The sequence below is a fragment of the Nonomuraea endophytica genome, assembly GCF_014203235.1.
GTDB lineage: Bacteria > Actinomycetota > Actinomycetes > Streptosporangiales > Streptosporangiaceae > Nonomuraea > Nonomuraea endophytica.
In genome coordinates this window covers 105,543-120,942 of record NZ_JACHIN010000008.1, presented here as the reverse complement: position 1 = coordinate 120,942, position 15,400 = coordinate 105,543, and the positions used below count along the sequence as shown (strand labels likewise).

Sequence of the window (15,400 nt, the reverse complement as noted above, 5' to 3'; positions counted from 1 at the left end):
GCTCAGAGCCCGAGCAGCGCGGGCTCCGACGCCAGCGACCGCCAGTGCGCGGCCGGGTCCGGCACGAGGCGGCGCTCCCGCAGGTCGAGGAGCCCGCCGACGCTGGTCAGCTCGGCCGCGAGGCCGCCGTCCTGGTGCCGGTATTCCTGCACGATCCTGAACGTCTTGCCATCGCCCCACTCGAACCCGCAGCTCACCTCGACCTCGTCGCCGCCGCGTAGTTCGCGGTGGTAGCGGATGGTGTTCTCGAGCGTGATCGGGCCCACGCCGGACGCGAGCAGGTCCTCGACGGTGATCCCGGCCGCGCGCAGGCACTCCCATCGCGCGTGGTCGCCGTATTGGTGGTAGACCGCGCCGTTCACGTGGCCCTGCGTGTCGAGTTCATATCCGCGTACGGCGATGCGTACCGCGAAGCTCATGACCGTTCCTCCAGCCAGTCGTGCGATCGGCCGGTGAGGTAGCGCAGGCCGTCCTCGCCGATCGCGATCCAGTCGCCGCGGGCCCAGCCGCCGGTGGTCTGCGGGGCGAAGCCGTGCTTCCTGAACAGCGCCGACGCCTCCTGCTTCGTCAGCCCCCTGCGGCCCCATTCGGCGATGACGCGGGCGGTGCGCTCGGGCTCGTCGGGCTCCTCCGGGCCGCCCAGGGCGGCGGCGAGCTCCTCGAACCCTTTGGCGATCTGCCGGAGCGCGGACTGCGCCCGTGGGACGTCCATGGCCGCAATCGTACTGCGATCGCTAGCGATTGCCTAGCGATGCTGTCGGCTCAGATACCCCGTGAGCACCGCCACGCCCAGGACGGCCTGCAGGACGAGCAACCCACCGGAGAACCCCGCCACCAGGGCGATCGCCATCGGGAAACAGCCGATGACAGCCAGATCGAGCCCGGTCAGCCCCCAGAACAGCGGCCCGGTCGGAATCGCCCCCGCCCCCGTGTCGAGGATCGGCATCGCATGGTTCACCGGAGCCCGCCTGGCCATCCGCAACGCCGCGGCGGCCAGCGCGGCCGCCGCCGGTGGCACGAACCACAGCAGCGCCCCGGGAGACCCGGGCAACAGCGTCAGCGCCGCCCCCATCCACACGGCCGCCAGCAGCGCGGGCAGCACGGCCCGCGCCGCCATCAGCCCACGCCCCGGCAGCGCCAGCAGGCGGGCCAGCGCGGGGTTGTCGGCGTCCCACCGCGCCCCCGACACCGCGGACGCCGCCGCGGCCAGCCCGCCGCCCAGGACGAGCACCGCCACCGGCGCCCCCGCGCCTGCGGTCGCCTGGGCCATCAGCGCGGGCGCCGCCGTCGAGCCCGCCAGTACGGCCAGCCGCCCCGGCCGCCGCACCAGCCGCAGCACCTCCTGCCACGCGGGCGCGAACACAGTAGGCAGGCCGGGCCACGACCTGCTGCGCAGGCGGGCGCCGCGCCAGTGGTTGTCCTCGGCGAGCCAGCTCAGCAGGCTCGGATCCAGGCTCACGGTGGCGTTGGCCAGGTGCCCGGCCCTGGCCGACGACGACAGCAGGCGGCGGGCCGGGATACGGCCGAGGGCCGACCAGGCATGCCGTACCAGGAAGGCGGAGACCAGAGCCGGAACGGCCGACCAGACGGGCGCGGGCACGTGGCGGCCCCCCACCAGCATGAGGACGACCGCGGCCAGCACCAGTGCGGCGATCACCGCGCGCAGGGCGATGTCCCACGGGTTGGACGTCTGGGCCAGCACGGCCATCGCCATCCCGCCCGCGCTCACCGAGACGCCGGCCACGAGCGCGCCGACCAGCCGCCAGACGAGATGGTCGGGCGCGCCGGTCACCGCCAGGGCCGCCAGTCCGAGACCGACGCCGATCACGAGGCTGACCAGCAGCAGCGTCCGCGCTGAGCGGCCCAGCACGCCGCGCCGGTCCAGCGGGGACAGCAGCAGCCAGGCCGCGTCCGCCGCCGACACCACGACGGGACCGATCGCGCGCGCCGCCCACAGGAAGCCCGCGAACACGAGCGTGACCAGCGCCAGCCCGGCGCCCACCTGCTCGGGCGGAGGCGGCGCGGCCATGGACTCGAACGCGGCCGAGACGGGCTGGGCCAGCATCGCGCAGCCCATCGCCAGCCCGAACAGCGCCGCGTACCGGTCGCTCAGGCTCCGCTGCCGCCCGGACCTGGCCCGGACGAGCGCCCTGACCTCCCGCACGCCGGTCATCGCCCGCCCACCCGGGTGGCGAGGGACACGTGGCGGGCGCGGGCGGCGAGGGCGGGGTCGTGGGTGGCCATGATGACGGTGCCGCCATCGGCGGTGTATTCCAGCAGCAGGGTGCCCAGGCGCTCGCGGAAGGCGGTGTCCAGGCCGCGTTCGGGCTCGTCGAGCAGAAGGAGGCTGCTGGGCCGTACCAGGGCTGCGGCCAGGGCGAGACGCTGGCGCTGGCCCGTGGAGAGGTTGAGCGGGACGGCGTCCGCGCGCGGACCGAGGTCGAACAGCTCCAGCGCCCGCTCCACGCTCATGCGCGGCCCATCGTGTACGGCCGGCACCAGCTCAAGGTGCTCCCGCGCGGTGAGGCCCGGATACCAGGCCGGTTCGTCCCCCGTCACCGCCACCCGCCGCCAGAACGCCGCCACGTCGGCCGGAGGCGCACCGAAGACGGTGACCTCCCCGCTCGTCGGCGGCTGGAGACCGGCCAGGCAGCGCAGCAGCGTCGACTTGCCCGACCCGTTCTCGCCGACGACCGCGACCAGCTCACCTGGACGTACGACCAGGTCGTAGCCGGTGAGGACGGGATTGCCGCCGAGCTCGACGGTCAGGTTGACAGTGGTCACGAGGGGATCGCACACCGTTCGACCCTACCCGGCGGCGCATTTCTGTCGGTGTCGCCCTCTAGCCTTTCGAATCTCGAACATGAGTGCGATTGGAGGAGTGTTGTGATCGCTGCTGAGCGGTATGAGCGGGCGGCCCTGCTGGGTGTCGCGATCGCGGAGGAGACCCGGCGGCTGCTCCGCCTGCATCTGCGCCCGGCCGAGGTGGCCGCCGACGGCACGGTGGGGGTGGAGGTGCCCTATCCGGACGCGGCGGTGGTCCGGGCGGTGCTTGACGTGGCCGCCGAGTGCTTCGGGGAGGAGGGCGACGGGGAGGAGGCGCGGGAGGCGGCGCTGTCGACGTTGTTACAGCTGGCCGACCTGAGGCTCGGCCGGTGACCGCGTGTGCCCGCACCTCGCGGGGTCGGTTACCGTCGGAGCCATGCGGCTGATCTCAGTAAATGTGGGGCAGGCGATCGACGCGGAGTGGGCCGGCAAGCTGGGGCGCACCGCCATCGACAAGAAGGCGGTCACGCGCCGGGTCGGCGTGCGCCAGAACGGGCTGGAGGGCGACGAGCGGGCCGACCAGCCCAACCACGGCGCGCCCACCCACGCCGTCTACTCCTATGCTCGTGAAGACTATGACTGGTGGGAGGGCGAGCTGGGGCGGGAGCTGCGTGACGGCCAGTTCGGCGAGAACCTCACCACGTCCGGGGTGGACGTGTCGGGGGCGGTGCTGGGCGAGCGCTGGCGCGTCGGCACGGCGCTGCTGGAGGTGAGCGGGCCGCGCATTCCGTGCGTGGTGTTCCGCAACTGGATGGACGAGCCGGGCTGGCTCAAGCGCTTCACCGACGCCGGCCGGGTGGGCGCGTACCTGAGCGTGGTGGAGACGGGCGAGCTGGGCGTGGGCGACGAGGTCGAGATCGTGGCCCGCCCGGAGGGGAGCGTCACGATCGCCGAGTCGGTGCTGGCCTACCACGGCGACAAGGACGTCCTCGCCCGCATCCTGGCCTTCCCCGGCCACGGCTCCTACTGGGACCGCCGAGCGGAACGCCTCCTGCGCTAGACGGCCACGAGCGGGGAGCGGCGCACGGGCAGCCCCCCGCTGGTGCGGCCCGTGCGCCGTCCGGCTGCTAGCGCAGAACCCTGTACAGGGCTGAGGTGAGCGAGGCCTTGGCGTCGTCACCGTCGATGGACCACATCATGTAGCCGCCCAGGCCCTTGTGCCTGATGTAGGCGGCCTTCTGCAGCATCACGATCGGGTCGTCGTACGTCCAGAACTCGGTGCCGTCGTAGAGCCACACGGCGCCGGTCCTGACGTCGCGGTAGCGCTTGCCGGGCTTGGCGAGGATGTCCTTGTAGTCCTCGGAGCCCGCCTCCCACTTGCCGGGAGCCGCGCCGGTGGCCGGCTGGTAGACGCCGTCCTTGGCCGGGCCCGCCGGCACGCCGGTCCAGCCCTTGCCGTAGGCGGGCACGCCGGCCACGAGCTTGCGGATCGGTGCGCCGCGCTCCAGGTAGTAGTTGACCGTCTGGTCGAGGCTCTCGCGGATGTCGTTGGGGTCGCGGCGGTCGTTGTAGAGGTTGGAGTGGTGACCGGTGATCTTGTCCCACGGGCCGTGCAGGTCGTAGCCCTGGATGGTGGCGTAGTCCAGGTTGCGGAAGACCTTGCGCACCTCGAGGCCGGCGTCGATGACGCGGGTGGCGGCGGGCAGGAACGCCGTGATCAGGCCGGAACGCTTGTAAGCGTTCATCTGGGACCTGAGTTCGGCGACGAAGGCGGTGAAGTTCTGCTTGTCCTCGGGACGCACGACGTTGCCGGGGGCTCCGGGGTAACCGGGCCACTCCCAGTCGAGGTCGATGCCGTCGAAGACGCCGGAGCCCGTGCCGTCGGCCAGGCCGGGCAGGTTGCCGCGCAGCCACAGGTCGATGCAGGACTTGGCGAGCTTGCTGCGCGATTCCGCGGTGAGGACGGCGTCGGAGAAGTACTTGGAGCCGGTCCAGCCGCCCAGCGAGATCAGGACCTTGAGCTTGGGGTACTTGGCCTTGAGCTTCTTGAGCTGGTTGAGGTTGCCGTTGAGGGCCTGGCCGGGCGCGTCGGCCACGCCGTCCACGCTCTGCTCGGCCGGTACGGGACGCTGCCAGTCGGCCCAGGCGTCGGCGGAGTAGCACTCGGCCTGCTGGTTCACGAACCCGAAGGCGTAGTTGATGTGGGTGAGCTTGCGGGCTGCCCCGCTGGTCTCCATGTCCTTGACGTGGTAGTTACGGCCGTAGACGCCCCACTGGACGAAGTAGGCGACTCTCTTGTAATCGGAACCGTGGGCCTCTGCCGGGGCCGACACCACCGTCATACCGAGTAAGAGGGTGAGAGCGAGCAGGACTTTCTTCACGCGGCGTCTCCTGAATTGATAGGAAACTTTCCTTTAAGATGCCCTGACAGTAGGACGGTGTGATCGGGCAGTCAATGGCAGACGGCAGACTGGAGGGGTGCCATCCACCCTGCCCGACGGCGACCCAGCGCCCCCGTCCGGAGAGCTGCCGGAGAGCGCCCTGCGCCGCCTCGGCGAGCGCCCGTTCGGCTTCTACGTGCACGTCCCGTTCTGCGTGACGCGCTGCGGCTACTGCGACTTCAACACCTACACCGCCGCCGAGCTGGGCCCCGGCGCTTCGCACCGGGACTACGCCGACACCGCCATCGACGAGGTACGGCTCGCCCGCCGCGTGCTCGGCACCGCCGACCTGCCCGTCGAGACGGTGTTCTTCGGCGGCGGCACGCCCACGCTGCTGCCCGCCGGCGACCTGGCCCGCATCCTGGCGGCGATCGACGAGGAGTTCGGCCTGCGCCCCGGCGCCGAGGTCACCACCGAGGCCAACCCCGAGTCCGTCGACCCCGCATATCTGGCCGAGCTGCGCGCTGGCGGCTTCAACCGGATCAGCTTCGGCATGCAGTCGGCCAAGGAGCACGTGCTCAAGGTGCTCGACCGGCACCACACGCCGGGGCGGGCGGCGCAAGCCGTACACGAAGCCCGGCAGGCCGGGTTCGCGCACGTCAACCTCGACCTCATCTACAGCACCCCGGGAGAGAGCGACGACGACTGGCGGGCGTCGCTGGAGGCGGCGATCGCCGCCGGGCCCGACCACGTCTCCGCGTACTCGCTCATCGTCGAGGACGGCACCCGGCTGGCGGCCCGCATCAGGCGCGGCGAGCTGCCGATGCCCGACGACGACGTGGCCGCCGACCGCTACCTGATCGCCGACGAGCTGCTGGCGAAGGCCGGATACTCCTGGTACGAGGTGTCGAACTGGGCCACCTCCGAGGCCGGCCGGTGCCGGCACAACCTGCTCTACTGGACCGGCGGCGACTGGTGGGCCGTCGGGCCGGGATCGCACAGCCACGTGGGCGGCACCCGCTGGTGGAACGTCAAGCACCCCGCCGCCTACGCCCAGCGGCTGGCCCAGGGTGTCTCCCCGGCGCACGCCAGGGAGGTGCTGGAGGACGCCGACCGCGAGGTGGAGCGGCTGATGCTGGAGCTGCGGCTGATCACCGGCTACCCGCTGGCCGACGTGGCGCCCGGCGCGAAGCTCGCCGTGGCCAGGGCCGTGGGGGACGGGCTGCTGGAGCAGGAGGCGTTCAAGGCGGGCCGCATGGTGCTGACCCTGCGCGGCCGCCTGCTCGCCGACGCCCTGATCCGCGACCTCACGCTCTGAGCGCCGTCACAGGAGCGCTGCGACCAGGTCGGCGATCGGGCCCAGCGCGGCGGCCAGGGCGGTGACGGGCGCCAGCCGGGTGCCCAGCCGGTCGAGGGCGGCGGTGACCCGGGCCGGGTCGCGCTCCCCGGGTTCGGCCTCGGCCTCGGCCAGCACCTCCTCCAGGTCGCGGCGGGCCTGCCCGGCCTGCGGCAGCTCGGCCGCGTGCGCCTCGACGAGGGCCAGGAGCGCCTCCACCTGGCTCCGCAGCCGCTCCAGCTCGTCCCGAGGGGCGGAACGCGCCTGGCCGGGCTGGAAGACCGAGCCCTGCCCGCCGATGTTGCTCCCGGTGAACGTGCCGCCGCTGATGACGGTCCCGTAGTTGGGCGCCGAAGGGTCGGGCGTGCTCACGCGGCCCCCTTGCCCGCGGGCGCGGCGAACTGCGAGCCCTGGCCGCCGATGTTGGTCCCGTTGAACGTGCCGCCGTTGACCACCGTGCCGTTGTTGATGACGGCCGCGATCTGCTGCCGGTACGCGGCGGTGTCCACGCCGCGATCCTCCAGGAAGTCCAGCACCGCGTTGTTCAGCCGCTCCTCCACGAGCTTGGCGTACTTGTAGGCGTCCAGCCCTTCGAGGAAGGTGTTGATGCGCGGCTCGGCCCCCGCCTCGCGCAGGCTGATCCTGGCTCCGTAGTCGTAGACCACGAACCTGTCCGGGTCCTCGGGCCACCGCATCGCCATGAAGATCCGCCGTAGCAGCCGGGCGGGCGCGCCGACGACGTCGCGGGCCAGCGCGAACGGGGCGCGGCTGAGTGCCGCCAGCACGAGGGCCCCGCCGGCCTGCCTGGGCAGCTCGTCCACCACCCGGTAGGCGCCGCGCACGGGCGGCAGCGCCGTCACGATGAACTCCGTGTAGAGCATCCGGCCCTCGACGGCCAGGTGGATGAAGATCGACACGGTGGTGTCGCGGTCCTCGGCGGGCAGCACTTCCTCGCCGTCGACGTCGGTGACGGCCTCGCCGCTGGTGCCGATCACGATCCACCGGTAGTGGCGGGCGCCCGACTGCGGGTTCCGGATCACCGCCTGGAGCTCCCGGTCGCTGAGCTGGTAGCGGGGCCGGGTGCCGTGCAGCAGCGGGTGCTCGCCGTGGAGCTGGTTGAGGCGGCCCTGCGCGATCACGTGGTCGAGGATGTCCAGGTGGACGGGCATCGCGGGCTCGGCGGCGGTGCGCATCTGGCCGAGCCGCTCGCCCACGAACTCGTGCAGGTCCACCGCGTCCACCCTGGCCGGCGCCCGGCCCGCGTCGCCGGTGCGCCGGTCGAGCTCGGCCGCGATCGTCCAGGCCCGCACGAGCTCGCCCGCGCCGACGAACGGGTTCTCGCCGGAGTAGAGCGTCAGGTTCCCGTGCTGCGCGAGCTTGACCTCCGTCATTCGCGGCCCCGCCTCAGCTCCGGTACGGCCCGCGCCCGGCCCTAGCCGCTCCGACAGGATTCTGTAGACCCGCACCCGGTAGGCCAGCACGGTGGCGATGGCGGCCACGAGCATCAGGGGCGCCATCCAGCCGGAGCCGTTGTCCTCCTCGACTCCCGAGCTCGCCTCGCCGAGGTATCTGGTCAGCAGCAGCGCGGGCACGACCACCAGGGCGAAGAAGCCGATCACCAGGCCGGCCACCACGACCGGGCTCAGCCGCCTGCGCTGCCCCAGAGTGCCGAACCCGCCGGAGGCGAAGGCCGCCAGCACGCCCAGGACCGTGAGCCACGGCGTCGTGGCCTGGAAGTTGAACAGCAGGGCGAGCAGCAGCATCACCGTGACCGCTGCCTCCCTGACGGTCAGCAGCGAACGCGAGTAGAGGCAGTGCCGCAGCACCGGGCCCAGGTCGAACCCGCCGACCGACGGCGCCACCGCGTGGTGGCGGCGCGCGATCAGCGCGTACAGCGCCCGGTCGCGGAAGCCGGGATCCAGGTAGGCGGCGGCTGCCAGGTATCTGGTGGTGTTGCGCAGGCGCTCGTGCACCATGACCTCCCCGTGGGTGACCCGTCCATCGTCACCCGGGGAGCTGGGATCATTCCGGAGAGTGATCGAACCGTGATTCTCCGTATTACTTGATCATGCGGATGCTGATCGGGTAGCGGTAGTTCTCGCCCTTGTTGGTGGCGATGGCCGCCTGGATGTGGAAGATCAGCGAGATGACCCAGACCACCGGCAGCAGCAGGAAGCCGATGATGACGATCGTCAGGATGAGCGACACCATGTAGCCGATGAACATGGTGATCTGGAAGTTCAGCGCCTCGGCCGCCTGGTCGCGGACGTAGGGGGACTCGTCCTTCTTCATCAGGTAGATGATGAGCGGGCCGATCCAGGAGACCAGCAGGCCCAGCAGGTGGGCGAACATGGCCATCGTGGTGTCGTCGGTGCCGGGACGCGGGCCGTACACGCCGGGGGTGTGGGGCTGGGGGGCCGCCGGGTAGCCGTAGCCGGGCGGTTGCTGCTGGTAGCCGTAGCCCTGGGGGCCCGACGGCTGCTGCCCGTAGGGGTAGCCGGCCGAGGGCGGCTGCTGGCCGTAACCGCCGGACGGCTGGCCGTACTCGGGTGATGGCTGGCCGTAACCGGCCGAGGGCTGCTGGCCGTAACCGCCGGAGGGTGGCTGGCCGTAACCGCCGGAAGGCTGCTGGCCGCCTGAGGGCTGCTGGCCGTAACCACCTGAGGGCTGCTGGCCGTAGCCTCCCGCGGGCGGCTGGTCGTAGTCGGGGATGTCGGAGCGCTCCACCCGGCGGGTGGAGTCGTCGTCAGGCTGGGGGTGGTCCTGGCTCATGATGCCTCCGTGACGAAGTCGATCAGCTCCTCGACCCGGCCGAGAAGCTCGGGCTCGAGGTCGGAAAAGGTCGAGACGGCGCCCAGGATGCGCCGCCACGCCGCGGCAGGCTCCATGCGCCAGCCCAGGGCGGCGATCACGCCCTCCTTCCACGGCACCCCGCGCGGCACGTCGGGCCAGGCCGGGATCCGCAGGACGGACGGCTTTACCGCCTGCCAGATGTCGATGTAGGGATGTCCGACGATCAGCACGTCGGGCGAGCTGACCTGGGCGGCGATCCGGCTCTCCTTGGAACCTGGCACCAGGTGGTCCACCAGGACCCCGAGCCGCCTGCCGGTGGACGGTTCGAACTCCGCGACGATGGCGGGCAGGTCGTTCACGCCCTCCAGGTACTCCACGACCACGCCCTCGACCCGCAGGTCGTGGCCCCAGATCTTCTCCACGAGCGCGGCGTCGTGCACGCCCTCGACGTAGATGCGGCTCTCGCGGGCCACCCGGGCGCGCAGGCCCTCGACCGCGATCGAGCCCGACGCGCTGCGCCTGGTCCCGCCCGCCGCCGGGGCGGACGGCCGCACCAGCGTCACCGGCCGGCCCTCCAGCAGGAACGCCGCGGGCGCCAGCGGGAACAGGCGGCGCTTGCCGAAGCGGTCCTCCAGCGTGACGGCCTCCTTGTCGCAGGCCACCACGGCACCGCAGAAGCCGCTGTCGGCGTCCTCCACGACCAGGTCGGGTTCCGCCGGGACCTGAGGGATCTTGCCCTTGCCCGGACGCCGCCAGTTCCCCGCGAGCACATCACCGTCGTACACACGGGGACCGTAGCAAATCACCCGCCCATCGCGAGGCGCTTGCGGTGGCCGCTGCGGCGCACCAGCACGACGACCGTCCAGACCACCGCGATGAGCACGCCGACGGCCGGCAGGATGAACAGCGCGGCCACGCCGCCCATGATGCCGCCGGCCGCGGAGGCCAGGTCCTTGCCGACGCCGAAGCGGGTCTGCGCGTCGGGTTCGATCGTGCAGCTGATCTGGTAGTCACCCGCCGCCGGGGCGTTGACCAGCGCGATCAGCTCCCAGCTCGTGCCGTTGAGCTCGACCGTCTGGTTCACGGGAGTGGTGACGAGCTTGGCGTTGCCGTTGATCTGGCACTCCCAGCTGACCTGGGTGCCGCGCGACAGGTAGAGCGCGGGGCGGTCGGCCGGGTCGATGGTGACCGTGGCGGGCTGGCCGGGCTGGAACGTCTTGCTCGGGGCCGCGCCGCTCACGCCACTGGTCACGCCGCCCGCGAACAGGACGATGCCGGCGATCACGAACACCACGGCCACGCCCCAGGCCACCGCGATCTGCCACAAGGGCGGGCGCAGCCGCTTGCCGTCCACGGGCGGCGGGAACTGGGGAGCGCCGCCGTACGGGGGCTGGCCGAACTGCTGCTGCCCGTATGGGGGCTGGCCGAAGGGAGGCTGGCCGTACTGCGGTTGCTGGCCGTACTGCGGTCCGGACGGTTGCTGGCCGTACTGCGGGCCCGACGGCGGCTGGCCGTACTGGGGACCTGAGGGCTGGGGGCCGGACGGCTGCTGACCGTACGGCGGGCCGCCCGGAGGCCCGTACTGGGGACCGCTCTGCGGCGGGGGGCCGTACTGTGGTCCGCCCTGCGGCGGAGGCTCGTACGGAGGCTGCTGCGGTGGCTGCCATCCTCCACCCTGCCGGAAATCATCACTCATGCCTGCAAGTGTGGCCGTACCGGCTTGCCGTCCGCTAGCACGTGGGTTATCGCACCTTGTGGGCGAGAGCCGTACACTTGGCACTCGGGAACACCGAGTGCCAGACCTGGCGTTTCCCAAGGGAAGAGGTAGGAGGTGCACACGTGCTCGACGACAGGAAGCTCGCGGTCCTCCGCGCCATTGTCGAGGACTACGTGTCCACCAACGAACCGGTGGGCTCCAAGGCGCTGGCCGAGCGCCACAACCTCAAGGTCTCCCCGGCCACGGTGCGCAACGACATGGCCGCGCTGGAGGAGGAGGGCTACATCACCCAGCCGCACACCAGCGCGGGCCGGGTGCCGACGGACAAGGGCTACCGGCTCTTCGTCGACCGGCTCTCGCAGATCAAGCCGTTGTCCACGGCCGAACGCAGGGCCATCGAGACGTTCCTGGCGGGCGCGGTCGACCTCGACGACGTGGTCACCCGCACGGTGCGGCTGCTGGCGCAGCTGACCAGGCAGGTCGCGGTGGTGCAATATCCGACGCTGACGCGCTCCAGCGTGCGTCACGTCGAGCTCGTGCCGCTCAGCGAGCGGCGGATCATGCTCGTGCTGATCACCAACACGGGCCGGGTCGAGCAGCGCGTCGTCGAGCTGCCCGAGGTCATCGAGGATCCCCGGATCGCGCACCTGCGCGCCGTGCTCAACGCCTGTCTCGACGGGTGCGGGCTGGCCGACGTGCCCGACCTGGTGGCCGATCTGCCGGAACGGCTTCCGGTGGAGGACCGGCCGGTCGTCGCGACGATTCTGTCGGTCCTGCTGGAGACGCTCGTCGAACGGCACGACGAGAAGATTGTTTTCGCCGGCGCGGCCAACCTCGCCGGGGCCGACTTCACCATCGGCCTGCGCGACGTCCTCGAAGCGCTGGAGGAGCAGGTGGTGCTCATGCGCCTGCTCGGCGAGACGACAACGGACACCCCGACCGCGCTCACCGTGCGCATCGGAGCGGAAAACCCCTACCTCCACGGCACGTCCATCGTCGCCACCGGATACGGTTCTGGCGACAAGCAACTGGCCCGGCTGGGCGTCCTCGGCCCCACGAGGATGGATTACCCGGTGACCATGGGCGCCGTGCGCGCAGTGGCACGCTACGTCAGCCAGATCCTGGCTGCTTCTTAAGAGGTCGATAAGTGGCAAACAGCGACTACTACAGCACCCTCGGGGTGCGCCGTGACGCCAGTCAGGACGAGGTCAAGAAGGCCTACCGCCGGCTGGCCCGTGAGCTGCACCCGGACGTGAACCCCGATCCCGCGACGCAGGAGCGTTTCAAGGAGATCACGCAGGCGTACGAGGTGCTGTCGGACCCGCAGAAGCGCCAGATGTACGACCTGGGCGCCGACCCCTTCGCCACCGCGGGCGCGGGCGGCGGAGCCGCCGGTTTCGGGGCGGGCTTCCCCTTCAGCGACATCATGGACGCCTTCTTCGGTACGGCGGGCGGCGGGCGCGGCCCGCGCTCACGGGCCAGAAGGGGACGCAACGCCACCATCCGCGTCGAGCTGGACCTGCGCGAGACGGCGTTCGGCACCACGCGCGAGCTGGTCGTCGACACGGCCGTGGTCTGCGAGGTCTGCCAGGGCGCCGGAGCGGCCCCCGGCACCCACCCCGACACCTGTGACATGTGCGGCGGCAGGGGCGAGGTCTCCCAGGTCACCCGGTCCTTCCTGGGCCAGGTCATGACCTCGCGGCCGTGCCCGCAGTGCCAGGGCTTCGGCTCCATCATCCGCAATCCCTGCCAGGAGTGCGCGGGCGACGGCCGGGTGCGCACCCGCCGTACCATCAAGGTCCGCATCCCCGCGGGCGTCGAGGACGGCACCCACATCCAGCTGGCCGGTGAGGGCGAGGTCGGCCCCGGCGGCGGCCCGCCCGGAGACCTCTTCCTGGAGATCGTCGAGCGGCCGCACGAGATCTTCGAGCGGCGCGGAGACGACCTCCACTGCACCGTCCAGATCCCGATGACCGCCGCCGCCCTCGGCACCGTGCTGACGGTGGAGACGCTCGACGGCGCCGAGGAGGTCGACGTCCGCCCCGGCACGCAGTCCGGGCAGGTGATCTCCATGTACGGCCGCGGCGTGCAGCGGCTCAACGACTCCGGCCGCGGCGACCTGCTCATCCACGTCAACGTGGAGACGCCGGGCCGCCTCGACCCGGCCCAGGAAGAGTTGCTGCGCGAGCTGTCGAAGCTGCGCGGGGAGGAGCGCCCGCCCGGCAAGTTCGCGCCGGGCCAGCAGGGCTTCTTCTCCCGCCTGCGAGACGCGTTCAACGGCCGCTGACTTCCTTGTACGGCGAGCGGGGGCGGCCATGAGCGTTCCGGTGTTCCTGGCCGGGCGCGAGGCGTTCGGCGGCGATGAGACGGTGCTCGACGGCCCTGAGGGCCGCCACGCGGCGGCCGTCAGGCGGCTGCGGGCGGGTGAGCGGCTCGACCTCACCGACGGCGCCGGAGCGGTGGCCGAGTGCGTCGTGCGCGAGGCGCTCAAGGACCGGCTGCAGCTCGACGTGCTCAAGCGTTACGAGGTCCCGGCTCCCGCGCCGCGCGTGGTCGTCGTCCAGGGGCTGCCCAAGGGCGACAGGGGCGAGCTGGCCGTCGAGATGATGACCGAGGCCGGCGTCGACCGCATCGTGCCCTGGGCGGCCGCGCGCAGCATCACCCAGTGGAAGGGCGACAAGGTCGCCAAGGCGCTCGGCAAGTGGCGCGCCACCGCGCGGGAGGCGGGCAAGCAGGCGCGGCGCTTCCACCAGGCCGAGGTGGCCGATCTTGCCTCCACCGCTCAGGTGGAGGCGTTGCTCGGGCGGGCGGCGCTGGCGCTCGTGCTGCACGAGGAGGCGGTGGAGCCGCTTTCCCGGGTGAGCCTGCCCGCCGATGGGGAGATCGTGCTCGTGGTCGGGCCCGAGGGCGGGATCTCCGAAGGCGAGCTGGCCGGGTTCGTCGCGGCGGGAGCCGTACCGGCGCTGATGGGGTCTACGGTGCTGCGGACCTCGACCGCGGGAGTGGCCGCGGCGGCGGTGCTGATGGCGCGCACCGGGCGCTGGTGAGACCTCAGCTCACCTGGTTGGAGGTCAGCGGCGTCGTCAGTTCGGTGGGCGGCGCGGGCGGGTCGTCCGGCGGGCACTCCTCGGGCGGGCAACTGCCGGACGGGATGGGCGTGTCGGTGGGGCCGGTGGTGGGCGTGGGACTGGCCGACGCCGTGGGGCAGTCCTCGCGCGGCGCGGCCTCCTCTTCCTGAGTGGACGGGCAGGGCGTCGGCGTCGGGGTGACGCTGCTGCTCGGGGACGGCTTCGCCGTCGACTTGGCCGACTCGGTGGCCTGCCCGGGCGACGTGGGCGTCGGCGTCGGGTCGGCCGGCAGGATCGCCGGCTCCGACCTGCTCGGGCTGGGCTTTTCCAGAGGGCGGTTGGTGGAGGAGTTGTCCGGCGGGGCGTCGGTTTCGCGGACGTGCTCGACCTCCGTGGGCGTGATGACCCTTTCCCGCAGTGAGGGGACCACCATGACGACGGTGCCCGCGACCAGTACGGCACTGACCGTGGCGGCGCCGATGCGCCACCACAACACGCTGCGCACGCCCCGCCGCTCGATGCGGCCGCGGATGATCTCCAGACCTTCCGGAGACGGTACGACCGCGTCCGCCTCCGCGCGGAGCACGCGGCGCAGAATGTCGCCGTACTCGTCGGGCGGCTGGGTCATGACATCTTCTCCAGGACGGATCGCAAGGCGGCCATGCCACGGGCGGTGTGGCTCTTGACCGCGCCCTTGCTGATGCCCATGGCGTGGGCGATCTCAGCCTCGGACAGATCCCCGTAGTAGCGAAGGACAAGGGCCTCTCTCTGCCGGGTCGGCAGCGCGCGTAATGCCTCGATGACAGCGGAGCGCTCCAGCTCGCCGATGGCGCCGTTCTCGGCGCTCGGGGCGTCTGGAAGGCCCTTGGGTGCGTACTTTTCCACGACGGCTCGGTGACGCAGAACGGAACGGGACCGGTTGACGACAGACTGCCGCAGGTAGGCGAGTGCCTTGTCGGGGTCACGCAGTCTGCGCCAGGCGCCATGGATGGCGACGAACGCGTCCTGCACGACTTCCTCCGCGGTTGCTATGTCGCGCACGAGCAACACGGCGAGACGAACCAATGACCGGAAGTGCGCACTGTACAGCGCGGTAACGGCCACGTCGGCGTCCCATCCGACCGGCACCGCCCCCAGCGACCTGTCGGCCAGAAGGGTTTCGGTGGTCACATCAATGGGACGCTCGGCCTTCCCTGCGGGTTTACGCTCTTCCGGTTCTTGAGGTTTTCCCGGTTCCTTGGGGTGCATTACCCAGTCGTGTCCTCGCCAGGTGGCCTCGCCCGAGCCTGAATCGTCTTTTGTGCTGAAGTGTCGCACACACACCTTAACCGCGCGGATC

Annotated in this window: 18 protein-coding genes; 6 read left to right on the top strand and 12 right to left on the bottom strand. The window is 71.7% G+C overall.

Features of this window, described 5'->3' with window-relative positions:
* Positions 1 to 2 precede the first annotated feature (2 nt).
* From HNR40_RS28440 to ccmA, 4 genes are read right to left on the bottom strand one after another with little or no spacing between them, the layout of a single operon-like run.
* A complete protein-coding gene (locus HNR40_RS28440) occupies positions 3 to 419 on the bottom strand; it encodes an acyl-CoA thioesterase (protein WP_184966621.1) in 417 nt (138 codons plus the stop codon).
* Positions 416 to 712 (bottom strand): hypothetical protein, encoded by a 297-nt coding sequence (locus tag HNR40_RS28435; RefSeq protein WP_184966619.1) that lies wholly within the window; start codon positions 710 to 712, stop codon positions 416 to 418. Before HNR40_RS28435 ends, HNR40_RS28440 begins: the two co-directional genes overlap by 4 nt.
* Positions 713 to 745: 33 nt before the next feature.
* Entirely contained in the window at positions 746 to 2,173 is a 1,428-nt protein-coding gene (locus tag HNR40_RS28430) for a DUF6297 family protein (RefSeq protein ID WP_184966617.1), read from the bottom strand.
* A complete protein-coding gene (gene ccmA, locus HNR40_RS28425; RefSeq protein ID WP_312896541.1) occupies positions 2,170 to 2,784 on the bottom strand; it encodes a heme ABC exporter ATP-binding protein CcmA in 615 nt (204 codons plus the stop codon). The genes HNR40_RS28430 and ccmA overlap by 4 nt, the downstream gene beginning before the upstream one ends.
* A 102-nt stretch (positions 2,785 to 2,886) precedes the next feature.
* Between ccmA and HNR40_RS28420 the strand changes: the two genes are divergently transcribed.
* Both HNR40_RS28420 and HNR40_RS28415 read left to right on the top strand, forming a co-directional pair.
* Entirely contained in the window at positions 2,887 to 3,159 is a 273-nt protein-coding gene (locus tag HNR40_RS28420; RefSeq protein WP_184966613.1) for a hypothetical protein, read from the top strand.
* A 43-nt stretch (positions 3,160 to 3,202) separates the two neighbouring features.
* Positions 3,203 to 3,826 carry an MOSC domain-containing protein gene (locus HNR40_RS28415; protein ID WP_184966611.1) on the top strand — a complete coding sequence of 208 codons (624 nt, stop codon included), beginning with the start codon at positions 3,203 to 3,205 and terminating at the stop codon, positions 3,824 to 3,826.
* 67 nt (positions 3,827 to 3,893) lie between these two features.
* Here HNR40_RS28415 and HNR40_RS28410 read toward each other — a convergent pair whose 3' ends face one another.
* Positions 3,894 to 5,147 (bottom strand): glycoside hydrolase family 18 protein, encoded by a 1,254-nt coding sequence (locus tag HNR40_RS28410; RefSeq protein WP_312896540.1) that lies wholly within the window; start codon positions 5,145 to 5,147, stop codon positions 3,894 to 3,896.
* Positions 5,148 to 5,244: 97 nt separating this feature from the next.
* On the opposite strand from HNR40_RS28410, the gene hemW reads away from it, so the two are divergent.
* Positions 5,245 to 6,465: a radical SAM family heme chaperone HemW gene (hemW, locus tag HNR40_RS28405; RefSeq protein WP_184966609.1), complete on the top strand. Its 1,221-nt coding sequence runs from the start codon at positions 5,245 to 5,247 to the stop codon at positions 6,463 to 6,465.
* 6 nt (positions 6,466 to 6,471) lie between these two features.
* Here the strand turns inward: hemW and HNR40_RS28400 are convergent, their stop codons facing one another.
* The 5 genes from HNR40_RS28400 to HNR40_RS55060 all read right to left on the bottom strand — a co-directional run bounded on the left by HNR40_RS28400 (position 6,472) and on the right by HNR40_RS55060 (position 10,972).
* Positions 6,472 to 6,855, bottom strand: a complete 384-nt coding sequence (locus HNR40_RS28400) for a hypothetical protein (protein ID WP_184966607.1) — start codon at positions 6,853 to 6,855, stop codon at positions 6,472 to 6,474.
* The gene (locus HNR40_RS28395; RefSeq protein ID WP_184966605.1) at positions 6,852 to 8,459 is read right to left on the bottom strand and encodes an AbeC-like domain-containing protein; all 1,608 of its coding nucleotides are present in this window, start codon (positions 8,457 to 8,459) and stop codon (positions 6,852 to 6,854) included. Before HNR40_RS28395 ends, HNR40_RS28400 begins: the two co-directional genes overlap by 4 nt.
* Positions 8,460 to 8,541: 82 nt before the next feature.
* The gene (locus tag HNR40_RS28390) at positions 8,542 to 9,255 is read right to left on the bottom strand and encodes a DUF4870 domain-containing protein (RefSeq protein WP_184966603.1); all 714 of its coding nucleotides are present in this window, start codon (positions 9,253 to 9,255) and stop codon (positions 8,542 to 8,544) included.
* The gene (locus HNR40_RS28385; protein WP_184966601.1) at positions 9,252 to 10,061 is read right to left on the bottom strand and encodes a DUF3097 domain-containing protein; all 810 of its coding nucleotides are present in this window, start codon (positions 10,059 to 10,061) and stop codon (positions 9,252 to 9,254) included. Before HNR40_RS28385 ends, HNR40_RS28390 begins: the two co-directional genes overlap by 4 nt.
* Positions 10,062 to 10,078: 17 nt before the next feature.
* Entirely contained in the window at positions 10,079 to 10,972 is an 894-nt protein-coding gene (locus HNR40_RS55060) for a hypothetical protein (protein ID WP_246509574.1), read from the bottom strand.
* 143 nt (positions 10,973 to 11,115) lie between these two features.
* Between HNR40_RS55060 and hrcA the strand changes: the two genes are divergently transcribed.
* The 3 genes from hrcA to HNR40_RS28365 are packed head-to-tail and all read left to right on the top strand — an operon-like array spanning position 11,116 to position 14,040.
* Positions 11,116 to 12,129, top strand: coding sequence for a heat-inducible transcriptional repressor HrcA (hrcA, locus tag HNR40_RS28375; protein WP_184966599.1), 1,014 nt, complete (start codon positions 11,116 to 11,118; stop codon positions 12,127 to 12,129).
* A gap of 11 nt (positions 12,130 to 12,140) precedes the next feature.
* Positions 12,141 to 13,280 carry a molecular chaperone DnaJ gene (gene dnaJ / locus HNR40_RS28370; RefSeq protein WP_184966597.1) on the top strand — a complete coding sequence of 380 codons (1,140 nt, stop codon included), beginning with the start codon at positions 12,141 to 12,143 and terminating at the stop codon, positions 13,278 to 13,280.
* Positions 13,281 to 13,308: 28 nt separating this feature from the next.
* A complete protein-coding gene (locus tag HNR40_RS28365; protein ID WP_184966595.1) occupies positions 13,309 to 14,040 on the top strand; it encodes a 16S rRNA (uracil(1498)-N(3))-methyltransferase in 732 nt (243 codons plus the stop codon).
* Positions 14,041 to 14,044: 4 nt separating this feature from the next.
* On the opposite strand, the gene HNR40_RS28360 is transcribed toward HNR40_RS28365, so the two are convergent.
* Together HNR40_RS28360 and HNR40_RS28355 are read right to left on the bottom strand one after the other, a co-directional pair.
* Positions 14,045 to 14,689, bottom strand: a complete 645-nt coding sequence (locus HNR40_RS28360; RefSeq protein WP_184966594.1) for a hypothetical protein — start codon at positions 14,687 to 14,689, stop codon at positions 14,045 to 14,047.
* Positions 14,686 to 15,231 (bottom strand): SigE family RNA polymerase sigma factor, encoded by a 546-nt coding sequence (locus HNR40_RS28355; RefSeq protein WP_184967323.1) that lies wholly within the window; start codon positions 15,229 to 15,231, stop codon positions 14,686 to 14,688. The genes HNR40_RS28360 and HNR40_RS28355 overlap by 4 nt, the downstream gene beginning before the upstream one ends.
* Between the last annotated feature and the right edge of the window lie 169 nt (positions 15,232 to 15,400).